14 protein-coding genes are annotated in these 12,009 nt (G+C 72.3%); 2 read left to right on the forward strand and 12 right to left on the reverse strand.

Annotated features, from left to right (window positions below):
- Positions 1-46: 46 nt before the first annotated feature.
- The 5 genes from ACE4Q9_RS12175 to ACE4Q9_RS12195 form a co-directional block, all read right to left on the reverse strand.
- A complete protein-coding gene (locus ACE4Q9_RS12175; RefSeq protein ID WP_397984264.1) occupies positions 47-739 on the reverse strand; it encodes a transglycosylase SLT domain-containing protein in 693 nt (230 codons plus the stop codon).
- A gap of 397 nt (positions 740-1,136) precedes the next feature.
- On the reverse strand, positions 1,137-2,462 hold the full coding sequence (locus tag ACE4Q9_RS12180; protein ID WP_397984265.1) for a PhoH family protein: 1,326 nt from the start codon (positions 2,460-2,462) through the stop codon (positions 1,137-1,139).
- A 360-nt stretch (positions 2,463-2,822) separates the two neighbouring features.
- On the reverse strand, positions 2,823-3,596 hold the full coding sequence (locus ACE4Q9_RS12185) for an isoprenyl transferase (protein ID WP_397984266.1): 774 nt from the start codon (positions 3,594-3,596) through the stop codon (positions 2,823-2,825).
- A 700-nt stretch (positions 3,597-4,296) separates the two neighbouring features.
- A complete protein-coding gene (locus ACE4Q9_RS12190) occupies positions 4,297-5,082 on the reverse strand; it encodes a class I SAM-dependent methyltransferase (RefSeq protein ID WP_397984267.1) in 786 nt (261 codons plus the stop codon).
- An 83-nt stretch (positions 5,083-5,165) separates the two neighbouring features.
- Complete coding sequence (locus ACE4Q9_RS12195; protein ID WP_397984268.1) at positions 5,166-6,035, reverse strand: LLM class flavin-dependent oxidoreductase; 870 nt, start codon at positions 6,033-6,035, stop codon at positions 5,166-5,168.
- A gap of 77 nt (positions 6,036-6,112) precedes the next feature.
- Here ACE4Q9_RS12195 and ACE4Q9_RS12200 point away from each other — a divergent pair, with 77 nt between their 5' ends.
- Positions 6,113-6,484, forward strand: a complete 372-nt coding sequence (locus ACE4Q9_RS12200; RefSeq protein WP_397984269.1) for a DUF192 domain-containing protein — start codon at positions 6,113-6,115, stop codon at positions 6,482-6,484.
- A gap of 4 nt (positions 6,485-6,488) precedes the next feature.
- On the opposite strand, the gene ACE4Q9_RS12205 is transcribed toward ACE4Q9_RS12200, so the two are convergent.
- The 6 genes from ACE4Q9_RS12205 to ACE4Q9_RS12230 all read right to left on the reverse strand — a co-directional run bounded on the left by ACE4Q9_RS12205 (position 6,489) and on the right by ACE4Q9_RS12230 (position 10,821).
- Positions 6,489-7,112, reverse strand: a complete 624-nt coding sequence (locus ACE4Q9_RS12205; RefSeq protein WP_397984270.1) for an OmpA family protein — start codon at positions 7,110-7,112, stop codon at positions 6,489-6,491.
- Positions 7,113-7,125: 13 nt separating this feature from the next.
- Positions 7,126-7,710, reverse strand: a complete 585-nt coding sequence (locus ACE4Q9_RS12210; RefSeq protein WP_397984271.1) for a hypothetical protein — start codon at positions 7,708-7,710, stop codon at positions 7,126-7,128.
- A gap of 34 nt (positions 7,711-7,744) precedes the next feature.
- Positions 7,745-8,335 carry a pilus assembly protein TadG-related protein gene (locus ACE4Q9_RS12215; RefSeq protein ID WP_397987189.1) on the reverse strand — a complete coding sequence of 197 codons (591 nt, stop codon included), beginning with the start codon at positions 8,333-8,335 and terminating at the stop codon, positions 7,745-7,747.
- The gene (locus ACE4Q9_RS12220; protein ID WP_397984272.1) at positions 8,332-8,529 is read right to left on the reverse strand and encodes a Flp family type IVb pilin; all 198 of its coding nucleotides are present in this window, start codon (positions 8,527-8,529) and stop codon (positions 8,332-8,334) included. Before ACE4Q9_RS12220 ends, ACE4Q9_RS12215 begins: the two co-directional genes overlap by 4 nt.
- Positions 8,530-8,652: 123 nt before the next feature.
- Positions 8,653-9,408 (reverse strand): response regulator, encoded by a 756-nt coding sequence (locus ACE4Q9_RS12225; protein ID WP_397984273.1) that lies wholly within the window; start codon positions 9,406-9,408, stop codon positions 8,653-8,655.
- An 18-nt stretch (positions 9,409-9,426) separates the two neighbouring features.
- Complete coding sequence (locus tag ACE4Q9_RS12230) at positions 9,427-10,821, reverse strand: sensor histidine kinase (RefSeq protein ID WP_397987190.1); 1,395 nt, start codon at positions 10,819-10,821, stop codon at positions 9,427-9,429.
- Here ACE4Q9_RS12230 and ACE4Q9_RS12235 point away from each other — a divergent pair.
- Positions 10,724-11,134 (forward strand): hypothetical protein, encoded by a 411-nt coding sequence (locus ACE4Q9_RS12235; RefSeq protein WP_397987353.1) that lies wholly within the window; start codon positions 10,724-10,726, stop codon positions 11,132-11,134. The genes ACE4Q9_RS12230 and ACE4Q9_RS12235 overlap by 98 nt on opposite strands.
- Here the strand turns inward: ACE4Q9_RS12235 and ACE4Q9_RS12240 are convergent.
- Positions 11,121-12,008 (reverse strand): DUF5936 domain-containing protein, encoded by an 888-nt coding sequence (locus ACE4Q9_RS12240; protein ID WP_397984274.1) that lies wholly within the window; start codon positions 12,006-12,008, stop codon positions 11,121-11,123. The two genes, ACE4Q9_RS12235 and ACE4Q9_RS12240, sit on opposite strands and share 14 nt — an antisense overlap.
- Position 12,009: the final 1 nt, after the last annotated feature.

A 12,009-nucleotide genomic window follows, 5' to 3' on the forward strand; every position in this document is an offset into this window, starting at 1 on the left:
CGAGGACGGGAAGGGGCTGCGCGGGGTTGAGTGTGGCGGGCCGCACTCAGTAGTTGCCGTTGGCCTGCCAGTAGGTCCAGGCGTCACAGGGGCTGCCGTAACGCTGGTTCATGTAGTTCAGGCCCCACTTGATCTGAGTGGCCGGGTTGGTCTGCCAGTCGGCACCCGCGGAGGCCATCTTGCCGCCGGGCAGCGCCTGGACGAGGCCGTAGGCACCCGAGGAGGCGTTGACCGCGCGGTAGTTCCAGCTGGACTCGTGGTCCACGATGTTGCTGAAGCACTGGAACTGGCCGGCCGGCACGATCTGGCGTGCCATCGCCTGGATCTGGGCGACCGTGTACGAGCTCTGCACGGGGAAGTCGGCGTTGGCGTCACCACGGCTGGCGGCGGACTTGGTCTCCGCCCGCTGCTTGGCCTCCTTGGCCGCCTTCTCGGCGGCCGCCTTCTTCGCGATCGCGGTCTCGGCGGCGGCCTTGCGGGCTGCTGCCTCGGCGTCCTTCTTGGCGCTCGCGTCCGCGGCGATGGCCTGGGAATCGGCCTGCTGCGTCAGGGTCGCGGACTGGACCTGGGCCTGCTGACCCGTCGGTATGTCCGCGAGGAGCGTGGTGTCGGCTGCTGCCGTCGGCTCGACGTCGTTGTTCTGCGCGACGCTGCCCGAGGCAACTCCGACGACGCTTCCGACGGCGGTGACCGCGGTGGCCGAGGCCACTGCGAATCCCCGGACCGAAATCCGGCTCACACGGTTTCCTTCCAGCATCGCCCGCTTCGGTGACCCTGGCGGACGCAATCGTGCCCCTGTGCACTGGCCTCCCAACTGCGGGGTCACGGGAGGCGCGGGCCCGGTGGGCAACTCCCCCTGCGGGGAGCGCCGCGTGGTGCGCGGGCGGCATACGACGAACGCTATGGAGTTGATACTTCCTGTTGTTCCACACCGCTGGGGGTGCAGGTGTGTCGTATGCGGGGCCTGACAGGACTGAGACTCTGCCGTAACCGGACGCCGGGAGGCAATTCCGAGTTGAGTGTGAAAGCTCACATCCCGTTTGGCCCAAGGGATTTCCGGAATCCCCACACACGAAGGCGCCGCCCGGCTAGGCTCTGGTGCCTTTGCCGGACGGCGCCAACTGGACTGGATCGGCTCAGATATGCCCGTCCTCGAGCATTTCGGTCACAAGGGCGGCGATCTGGGACCTCTCGGACCGGTTCAGGGTGACATGCGCGAACAGCGGATGCCCCTTCAGCTTCTCCACCACGGCGACCACACCGTCGTACCGTCCGACACGCAGATTGTCCCGCTGCGCCACGTCATGGGTGAGGACGACCCGCGAGTTGGCGCCGATCCGGGACAGCACCGTCAGCAGCACATTGCGCTCCAGCGACTGCGCCTCGTCCACGATGACGAACGCGTCGTGCAGCGAGCGGCCGCGGATGTGGGTGAGCGGCAGGACCTCCAGCATGCCGCGCGCGGTGACCTCCTCGATGACCTCCCGGCTGGTGACCGCCGACAGCGTGTCGAACACGGCCTGCGCCCAGGGGCTCATCTTCTCCGCCTCGGTGCCCGGCAGATAGCCCAACTCCTGCCCGCCGACCGCGTACAGCGGCCGGAACACCATGACCTTCTGGTGCTGGCGGCGCTCCAGGACCGCCTCCAGGCCCGCGCACAGCGCCAGCGCCGACTTGCCGGTGCCGGCCCGGCCGCCCATCGAGACGATCCCGACCTCCGGGTCGAGCAGCAGATCGAGGGCGATGCGCTGCTCGGCGCTGCGGCCCTTGATGCCGAACGCCTCCCGGTCGCCGCGCACCAGCCGGACGTTGCCCTCCGCGGTGATCCGGCCGAGCGCCTTGCCGCGCTCCGACTGGATGGTGAGACCGGTGTGCACGGGCAGTTCGGACGCCTCCGGTACATAGATGTGTCCGGCCTCGAAGAGGACGTCCACCTGCTCGCCGGGGAGCGTCAGTTCGGTCATCCCGGTCCAGCCGGAGTTCTCCGTGATGGCCAGCTCCGCCCGGTACTCCTCGGCGAGGAGCCCGACGGAGGAGGCCTTGATGCGCAGCGGCAGGTCCTTCGACACGACGGTGACGTCGAACCCCTCGGCCTGAAGATTGCGGGCCACCGCGAGGATGCGGGAGTCGTTGTCCCCCAGGCGGTAGCCGGTGGGCAGCACGCTGGGGTCCGAGTGGTTGAGCTCGACACGCATGGTCCCGCCCAGGTCCCCGGTCGGGATGGGGGAGTCGAGGCGGCCGTACCGCACCCGGTAGTCGTCCAGCAGGCGCAGGGCCTGGCGGGCGAAGTAGCCGAGTTCGGGATGGTGCCGCTTCGCCTCCAGCTCCGTGACCACCACGATGGGGAGCACCACCTCGTGCTCCTCGAAGCGGGTCAGGGCGTTCGGGTCGGCCAGCAGGACGCTGGTGTCGAGAACATAGGTGCGCCGGTCGGGCTGGTGGCGCTTTGTGCTGGTCACCACGGAAGGACGTACCCCCTCGGATGAGGTCGGGGAGCGACGAAGCGGAAGCCGGGCCGGGAGGGCGGGGCGGACCGGGCCGGCCGGCGGCCGGTGCGCACGGCGGGCCGGGGGCCGGACCTCCGCGGCGCTGTCGCACGGTCGTGCTGGTGCAAAGGACCTCCCGGGCGGACGGCCCCTGCCGTCCGCTGAGATCCGACGCCCGTGGTTCGGGCGTCGACCTGCTTGCCTTATGCCCTCGAACGAGCGCCGCCATGCAAAAGCGGCCACCGCCGCGGCGGTGAACTCCTGGTGACGACGGCTCGAACGGGGATGTGCGAAGGCCCCGCCGGTGATCCCACCGACGGGGCCCGCGGCCGTGCCTCAGCCGCCGAACCGCCGGTGACGTGCGGCGTAGTCGCGCAGCGCGCGCAGGAAGTCGACCTTGCGGAAGGCGGGCCAGTAGACGTCGCAGAAGTAGTACTCGGAGTGGGCGGTCTGCCACAGCATGAATCCGGACAGCCGCTGCTCCCCGCTGGTGCGGATGACGAGGTCCGGGTCGGGCTGGTCGCTGGTGTAGAGGTGACGGCCGATCATGTCGATGTCGACGGACTCGGCGAGGTCCGCCATGGCGACGCCGTTGTCGCGGGCCTCGTAGAGCATGGAGCGGACGGCGTCGGCGATCTCCTGCCGGCCGCCGTAGCCGATGGCCACGTTGACCACTATGCCCTCGGTGTGGGCGGTGGTCTCCTCGGCGTCCTTGAGGGTGGCCTGCATGCCGGCGGGCAGCAGGTCCATGGCGCCCACGTGGTGCACCCGCCAGCGGCCGTCGGCGGCGAGGGTGCGCACGACGTCCTCGATGATGCCGAGCAGGGGGCCGAGCTCCTCCTGCGGGCGGTCGAAGTTGTCCGTGGACAGCAGCCACAGGGTGACGACCTCGACATCGGTCTCGGAGCACCAGCCGAGGAACTCCTCGATCTTCTCCGCGCCGGCCCGGTGGCCGTGGACCGTGGTGGAGCCCGACGCCTTCGCCCAGCGGCGGTTGCCGTCCATGATGACGCCGATGTGCTTGGGCACCTGGTCGTGGTCGAGGTGACCCTCCACCCGGCGTGCGTAGAGCCTGACCAGCAGGCCGCGCAGATTGTCGCGCAGGTTCACGTGGCCCTCCGGGGGGTTGGCGCGGGGTACGGTGCCGGGCCCGTCGAGCCTACCGCTGCCCGGCCCCTGGTACGGCCCTGGTACGGACCGGGGTGCGAGGGGGGCGGGGCGGGATCGGGACTCCGGCCCTCGCTGTAGGGACGCACGCGGGGCGGCGGTCGGTTCCCGGCCGGGACCTGTCGCGCGGCAATCGCGTGGCCAAGAAAAAACGGGCCGGTCCGTGGGGGGGAGACGGACCGGCCCGAGGGGGGGTTTCCACCATAACCCTTCGTGAGGGCGGATGGGGGCATCCGCGCCCTACAACTACTCTCCGAAGTCGTCCGGGAACGCCCCGGTGGATGCGGAACGATGGATTCAGGGGGTCATTCCCGCCGATTCGCCACAGGATCCCAGGCAAACCAGGCCGGAAGCGTGAAGACCAAAGGATTTCGGAGACGTGCCGCCATCCGGGGCCGCGTCGGCGTGTTGCTCCCGGATCCCCCCGACGGACTACCCGCCCGGCGAACGGCGATTTGACGGATTCCGCGTGCCCCCCGCGGCCGGTCTCCCCGCCGCACGGCACCGCGCAGCCCCCTCCACTGCGCGGTACCGCCCGCGCTGCTTTGCTGGCGCGAATTGCGTTGGTCTGAACTTACGTGACGGGTGGGGCTGGTGTGAACAGAGTCCGGTAACGATGTGGACACTGCGGCCCCCGAGGGGTCTACCAGGGCTTGCGGGCGTCGAAGAGGTGCCGCGAGCTGTGGGCGACGAACGGCCCCTCCCGCTCGATCCGCTCGTGCAGCGCCCGGAGTTGGGGTTCGTACGCCTCGACGGTGAATCCGGGCACCATCCAGACGACCTTGCGCAGGAAGTGGACAACGGCGGCGATGTCGTGGAACTCCATCCGCAGCCGCTCCGCCCGCAGCGCGGTGATCTCCAGGCCCGCCGCCTCGGCCGCGGCCCGCTCGCGCAGCGGATCCCGCGCGCGGCGCACTTCCTCCGGCTGCGGCCCGAGGAAGTACTCGACCAGCTCGAAGACGCTGGCGGGCCCGACGTGCTGGGCGAAGTACGTGCCGCCCGGCCGCAGCACCCGCGCGATCTCCGCCCAGTGCGGCACCACCGGGTGCCGGCTGAGCACCAGGTCGAAGGCGCCGTCGGCGAACGGCAGCGGCGCGTCGTCCGGGGCGGTGACGACCACCACGCCGTGCGGGCGCAGCAGGGCGGTGGCCCTGGCCGCGTTCGGCGCCCAGCCCTCGGTGGCGGCGATCAGCGCGGGGCGGGCGGGAGCGGCGGTGCCGAGGGCGAAGGCCAGCACCTCCCCGCCCCCGGTCTGGAGGTCCAGCGCGGCCCCGGCACCGGCCAGCCGCTCCCCCGCCGAGCGCGCGTACCCCCACGAGGGCCGCGCCTCGGTGGCCCGCCCCTCGAACCAGGAGAAGTCCCAGCCCTCGGTGGGTACGGCGGCACCCTCGGCCACGAGTTCGGCGAAGGACCGGCGCGCTGACGTCATGCCCCCATGATGACGTCCCCCGCCGCCCCGTTCCTCTCCTTTTCCCACGGCCGGTTCGCCACCGCTAGCCCGCGGCCGGTTCGCTACCGCCGGACCAGTGGCATGACCCGCTCCGCCGCGAACCGTACGAACCCCTCCGGGTCGGGCTCGTCGGACGTCGGCTGGAGTACGACGGTGTCGGCACCGGCCTCGGCCAGCCGCCGTACGGCCGCGGCAACGGCGGCCGCGTCCCCGGCGACGCCCGCACCGGGCTGCGCGCGCTCGGCGGCGAGACCGGCCCGGACCCGTTCGGCGGCGCCGGTGCCGGTGGCGGCGAGGAGATAGACGACCACCCGGTGCGGCCGCGCGTGCCCGGCCTCCGCTTGCCCCTCCTCGATGAGCCGGCGGGCCTCGCGTACGCCGTCCGGGGAGGTGGCGCAGGTGAGCAGCGTGCCGTCGGCCTTGGCGCCGGACAGCCGGAGGGTACGGGGGCCGGTGGCGCCGGCGTACACGGGCACGGGATGTGGCGGCGGCCAGTCGAGGGCGACGCCGTCGAGGGTGACGTATCTCCCCCGCACGGTGAGCTTCTCGCCGCGCAACAGGGCGCGCAGGGCGTCGAGGTGTTCGCCGAGGAGGGTGAGCGGCGAGGCGGCGCGGGCGCCCACCTGCCCCATCCAGTCCTGCACCCCGTGCCCGACGACGACGCTCGCGCGGCCGGGGAACATCCGGTGCAGGGCGGCGGTCTCCATGGCGGTCACGGCGACGTTCCGCAGCGGCACCGGCAGCAGTCCGATCCCCACCCGCAGCCGCTCGGTCCACGCCAGCGCCGCGGCGGCCGCCGAGACCCCGCCCTCCAGGAAGCAGTCCTCCCACACCCACAGCTCGTCGAGGCCCGTCTCCTCCGCGAGCCGGGCGTACCCGCGCAGCCGCTCGGGCGGGAGCTGGGGCCGGAACACAACGCCGAGTGAAGTCATGAGGGCCTTCCTAGCGGGGGATGCAGAAGGGCACAAACGCTTTACAGCACAGGCCCGTTGACAGTGGAGGGTGGACCATGGCGCGACGACGGTGGCGGGACGGCCGGGGAGTGCTGCGGATCCCCGGCGAGCCCCGGACGGTGGAGGTCCCCCTGGAGATCGCGGCCTCCTACCGGGCTCGCACCAGGGGCCTGCTCGGCCGGACCTGCTTCGACGGCGCGCTGCTGCTGTCCCCGGCCGGCAGCATCCACACCTTCGGCATGCGCATCCCCATCGACGTCGCCTACCTGGACCGCCATCTGACGGTCCGCGCCGTCCGGACCATGCGACCGGGCCGCCTGGGCCTGCCCCGCCTGCGGTCCCGTCATGTGCTGGAGGCGGAGGCGGGAGCGATGGCAGGGTGGGGACTGCGGGCGGGGGTGCGGGTGGAGATGGCCGCCGCCGAGTGAGCCGTCAGTCCGTGGTGCGGGGGAAGGAGACCTCCACCCGGCGGTTCTTGCGGCGGCCCTCTTCCGTGGAGTTGTCGGCGATGGGGTACTGCTCGCCGTAGCCGCGGACCTCGAAGGTGATGTCGGGGCTGTCGAGGTCCTGGTCGAGGACGGCCTGGACGGCGTTGGCGCGCTGCCGGGACAGCAGGATGCCGTGGCTGGAGGAGCCGAGGTCGTCGGTGAAGCCGAAGACGCGGACCTGGGTGGCGTGCTGCTTCCTGATCTCGTCGGCGATCGCGGCGATGCGCGCCTTGGCCTCGGCGCCGAGCTTCGCGCTGTCCTTGCCGAAGAGGACCTCCGCCTGGAGGGCGAAGGTGACGTCCGCGTTGGTGTCCTCACGGCGCTCGTCCCCGCTCTGGTCCTCGACGACCGACTTGATGTCCAGCACCTTGGGCTGGGCGAGGGTGGCCCCTTCGGGCAGCTTGAGGTCCGGGTCCTTCGGGTCGATCTTCACGGGCGCGGCGGCGGACGGCGCGGTGTCGGGGGACCCGGTGGGGTCGGTGCCGTCGGCGTGCGCGGCGGTGAGCGTCGCGGCCAGCAGCAACACGGCGGAGCCGAGGGTGAGCGCGAGACGGGGTCGGGTGGTCACGGTCACGGGGGCCTCAGCCGGAGATGGGGAGGGTGGCGGAGGAGAGAGTGGGCAGTTGGAGGGTCACCTCGGTGGTGTCCGCCGGCGGGGAGGGGAACTGCATGAACACCGGCAGGGCCTCGCCCGCGCGGAGCGTGTTGAGTCCGGTCGTGGTGAGCGGGCGTCCCTCCGTGTCCCGCAGCACGTAATACCGCTTCTTGCCCTTGGAGTCGACGAGGGTGGCTCCGCCCAGGGACGGCCCGTTCTTGGTGATCTCGGTTTCGTTGCCGCTGAGCGCGGACGGCACGAGAAGATCCTTGGCCCCGTCGTTCTTCAGGGTGCCGTTCACCGTGAGGAAGCCGCCGGAGTCCCGTTGCGCGGAGGTGATCTGGAGGAGCAGGCCGTTTTCCCCCTTGAGTTCGGCCAGCGGCTGGTCCGACCGGCCTTCCTGGGTATCCGGTTGCGAGCCTTCGGACCTGGCGGCGGACGCCGGGCTGTGCGGCTTCTTCGCGTCATCACCGCCGCTGCCGCCACAGCCGGCCGCGCCCACGGCCAGACCGGCCGCGAGCGCCCATGCGGCCATCCCTCTGCGGGCCCGCGCAGTGAACCAGATGCTCATCGCTCCGCTTCCTTCGTCATCGATCATCCGCATGTCAGCCGTCCAGGTGGACGTCAAAGAGGTCTTCGGGCCCGGGAAGCCCCGACGGGTCGTCCGGTTTCAGGTCCCACACCTTGTCCCTGCACGTCAGCCGGGGCAACGCGGGACCGTCGGCTCCGTCACCGGGAAGCTTGAACGTGCACAGCGGTTCGATCACGGCCACGGCGTGCGCGTTCGCCTTCACGTCCTCGGTTCCGGGTACGACCGAACGGCCGACGGACTTGTTGGTCCGCACGTCGGCCTGGTACTTCAACGGCGCCGGCGGGAAGCAGCCGCTCAGCGTGGCGTCGTTCTGCGCGGCCAGTAGACCGGCCCGCCCGCACGGGTCGGTGAACGGCACATCGCCGTCGAAGATGTCCTGCCACTTCGCCGGGTCGAGCAGGTCCGTGATCCACCGGGCCGTGAGCTGATCACGCTCGTCCTGGGCCGCGGCGAGCGCCGCCGCGTCGGCCGCCGTCTGGGCACCGCTCCGGTTCACCGCGGCCTGCCCGACCGCCAGGTAGGCGAGCGCAAGAAAGAGCAGGCCCGCCACCACCGTGAGATAGATGGGGAAGGCCTGCCCGGCATCGCGGCGGAGAGAGATCAGCCGCCGGTGACTTCGGAGATCTTGTTCCTGATCGCGTCGAAGATCGTCTGCCCGATGCTCGTCCCGGTGATCGCCAGTACGATCGCCACCACCACCGCGATGATGCCGAGGTACTCCACCGCCGTCTGCCCCCGGTCGTCGCGCGCGGCGCGGGTCATCAGATACGTCACGGTGGTGTTGAACCATTTGCTCACGGTTGTCCCCTCCAGCTGCGCGTCCGATCGGGGCACCGTACGGCGCGGCGCCCGCCGGGGCCGAGGGTCCCAGGGCCCAACCTCGGGCCCATTTCGCGGCGTTGGCGCGGCTCCGGTCCGGCATCACGCCACCCCCAGCCATTTCGCGGTGGCCTGCGACCTGGTGGCGGTCTGGAGCTTGGCGAAGATGCGGTTGATGTGGTTCTTGACCGTCTTCTCGCTGATGAAGCAGGTGGCGGCGATCTGCTGGTTCGTCATGCCGGACGCGATGAGGTCCATGATCTCCGCCTCCCTGACACTCAGCCGAAACCGCGAGCGGATCGACTGTCCCATAGAGGGTTGCAATTGTGAAGGAGGAGGGAAGGTATTTTGGCCGCCGTTGGGGGCGAGTTGAGATTCCGTGTGTGCAGGTGCACTCCCCCGCAACTCGGCCAGTAACGCCCGCGCCGCTCCCGGCGTCACATGCGGCCGCCCCTCGTGGACGTCGCGTACGGCCCGTACCAGCTGCTCGGTCGTGAACTCGCCGTGCACCAGGTAGCCCCCCGCCCCCAGCCGCAGCGCCTCCCGCACCGTCCCGGCCTCGTGGCTGTAGGTGAGCATCATGACGGGCGCGAGGCGCACCAGGTGGGGCAGGGCCGAGATGCCGTCGAGGCCGGGCATGCGGACGTCGAGGAGGACGACGTCCGGGCGGTGCCGGAGCGCGGCCTCGTACGCCTCGCGGCCGTCCGCCGCCTGTGCCACCACCGTGGTGTCCGCGCGGTCCGTGAGCAGCGCGGTCAGGCCGGCGCGCACCACCGGGTTGTCGTCGGCCACCAGCAGCCGTAGCCGGGCCGGCGGGGGAAGGGCCGGTATACCGGGGTCGTTCGTGTGCGGGCGCATGGGTGTGCGTGCCTCCTTTCAGGGTTCCGGAGTCGGCAGGGGGAGTTCCACCCGCACCTCGGTGCCGCGGGGGTGGGTGCCGCGGCCGATGCGGATGCGGGCGCCCGCCTGTGCGGCCCGTTCGACCATGCCGAGCAGTCCGAAGTGACCGCGGGCGCGCAGCTGTTCGAGGGTGGTGCCGGGCGGCAGACCGCGGCCGTCGTCGTGGATCGTCAGGCGCAGCAGGGTGCCGTCGACGCGGACCCGTACGTCCACACGGGTAGCCTCGGCGTGCCGGTGGGCGTTCTCCAGCGCCTCCGTGGCGACGGCGAGGAGGGCGCGGGCCGGGGCGGCGGGCAGCGGGGGGAGGGTGGCCGGGGGGTCCGGGCAGGCGCAGGTGACGTCGAGGGTCGTACGATCGGCGAACTCCCGTACGACATCGGCCAGTTCGCACCAGAACGGCCTGGCCCGCGCGGGCTGTTCGCGGCGCAGGTCGGTGAGCAGCTCGCGGGATTCCGCCGCCGCTCTGCGGGCCGAGCGGGAGACCAGTTCGGCCTGTTCGCGGATGCGGGCGGGGTCGGGATCGGTGGCGGAGGCGGTGGCCGCGAGGCCGTCGGCGGCGAGGGCGACGCCGTACAGGGTCTTGGCGACGGAGTCGTGCATCTCCCGTGCCAGCCGGGCGCGTTCGGCGCTCACGGCTTCCGCCGCCGCGAGCCGGGCGCGGACCGCCGTCAGCGCCTCGGTGGCGGTGCCGAAGCGGAGCATCAGGCCGCGCAGGGTCGAGCCGAGGGCCCCGGCGACGACGCACAGGCCGGGCAGCAGCAGGGCCTCGGCGACGGGGGCGGGCCGGCCGGCCTTCAGGGTGAGGTGGACGACGAAGAGGATCAGCGCCTGGAGCGAGGCGAAGCAGGCCGCGCCGCGCCAGCTGTAGAGCAGCCCGGCGAGCAGCGGGGTGCAGACGCCGGCGTAGGCGAGCGTGGTGTCCGGCCCGGCCGAGACCAGCAGCAGCGAGCCGAGGAGGGTGTCGGCGGCGAGGATCGCGGGGTGGCGCAGCAGCAGCGGCCCGAACCGCTCCCAGTCCCGGAACAGGACGTACGACACCATGACCGTGACGACGACGGCCGCCCCGACGAGCCGTACGCCGAGCCCCGGCGCGGCGTGCAGCAGGGCTGCGGGCGCCGCTACGACGATCATCGCCAGCCGGAACCCGAACACCTGCCGGCACATGGCCTGAAGCGCCCGAATCTGAAGCTGCTCGGAGGGAGGCCCGGAAGGCGGCGGCTCGGCGGGCGACCGGGTGGTGGGGTCGGCGACGGAGTCGGGGGGCGGCCCGGAGGTGGGCTCAGCGGCGGAGTCGGGGGGCGGCCCGGAGGTCGAGTCAGCTGCGGAGCCGACGGGCGGAACAGCGGCGGGCGGCACAGCGGCGGGCGGCACGACGGCGGAGCCGGTCGGCGGCACGGCGGCGGGCGGCACATCAGCTGGCGGCACGGCGGCAGAGTCGGGGGGCGGCACAGCGGCGGAGCCGACGGGCGGCACATCAGCTGGCGGCACGGCGGGAGAGCCGGTCGGCGGCACGGCGGCCGGGGCGGCCGCCCCCACCGGCGGCACCTCCAGCCCGCTCCCCATCCCCACCGGCGCCACCCCGAACCCGCTCCCCGCCGCCACCGGCGGCACCCCCCGCCCGCTCCCCACCCCCTCCGGCGCCACCCCCCTCGCCCCCTCCCGCACCTCCCTCACTTCCCCGTGAGCGAGCCGAAGTCCACGCCGGAGCCGAGGACCAGGCCGGCGCCGAGGAGGAGCATCGTCGCCGGGACCATGAAGGTGGTGATCATCAGCGTGGCCTTGGGCACCGCGCGGGCGGCCTTGCGGCGGGCGTTCTGGGCGTCGGTGCGGCGCATGTCCCTGGCCAGCGAGACGAGCGTGTCGACGATCGGCGCGCCCAGTTCCTCGCCCTGCTGGAGCGCGGTGACGAACATGGCGACCTGCTCGGAGTCGTTGCGCCGGCGCAGTTCCGCGAAGGCCTCGCGGCGGCTCACGCCGAGGTCCATCTGGCGCAGGGTGATGCGGAGTTCGTCGGCCCAGGGACCCTCGTAGCGGGAGGCCACCCGGTCCAGGGCCTGCCGGAAGCCGAGCCCGGCGCTGACCACGACCGCCAGCACGTCCAGGAAGTCGGGCAGGGTCCGCTCGATGACGTCCCGGCGGACCCGGATCGCCGACCAGATCCCGACCTCCGTCCAGAACGCGCCGAACAGCAGGAGCAGCACCGCCACGAACCACTGGCCGCGCAGCAGGAACACCAGGAAACCGGTCCCGCCGAGCGCGCCGTACACCGCGCGGCGGGCGGCGTAGCGGTCGATGGTCAGGCCGCCGGGGTTGCCCGCCAGGTCGATGCGGCGCCGGATCCGGGTGACCAGGCGGGGCCCCATCAGCCGCAGCACCAGCGGCGCGTACCGCATGCCCATGCGGTCGATGACGGAGCCCACCGCGCCGGTGCGGGTGGCGCCGACCTCCAGGGCGACGGCGAGGTCGGCGGGCAGCTCGGCGTCGGCGCGGTACATGCGCACACCGGTGAAGATCCCCCACACGGCGACGCCCGTCAGCAGGGCGAGCAGCAAGGCCATG

The organism is Streptomyces sp. AM6-12 (assembly GCF_044327085.1).
In the GTDB taxonomy this organism is placed as follows: Bacteria; Actinomycetota; Actinomycetes; order Streptomycetales; family Streptomycetaceae; genus Streptomyces.

What these genes read in the sequence shown, in the direction of transcription:
- ACE4Q9_RS12225 (WP_397984273.1), bottom strand. Translation starts at nt 9,408, where the DNA reads ATGCGCCCGCACACGAACGACCCCGGTATACCGGCCCTTCCCCCGCCG.
- ACE4Q9_RS12200 (WP_397984269.1), top strand. Translation starts at nt 6,113, where the DNA reads ATGGCGCGACGACGGTGGCGGGACGGCCGGGGAGTGCTGCGGATCCCC.
- ACE4Q9_RS12240 (WP_397984274.1), bottom strand. Translation starts at nt 12,008, where the DNA reads ATGGCCTTGCTGCTCGCCCTGCTGACGGGCGTCGCCGTGTGGGGGATC.
- ACE4Q9_RS12195 (WP_397984268.1), bottom strand. Translation starts at nt 6,035, where the DNA reads ATGACTTCACTCGGCGTTGTGTTCCGGCCCCAGCTCCCGCCCGAGCGG.
- ACE4Q9_RS12210 (WP_397984271.1), bottom strand. Translation starts at nt 7,710, where the DNA reads ATGAGCATCTGGTTCACTGCGCGGGCCCGCAGAGGGATGGCCGCATGG.
- ACE4Q9_RS12190 (WP_397984267.1), bottom strand. Translation starts at nt 5,082, where the DNA reads ATGACGTCAGCGCGCCGGTCCTTCGCCGAACTCGTGGCCGAGGGTGCC.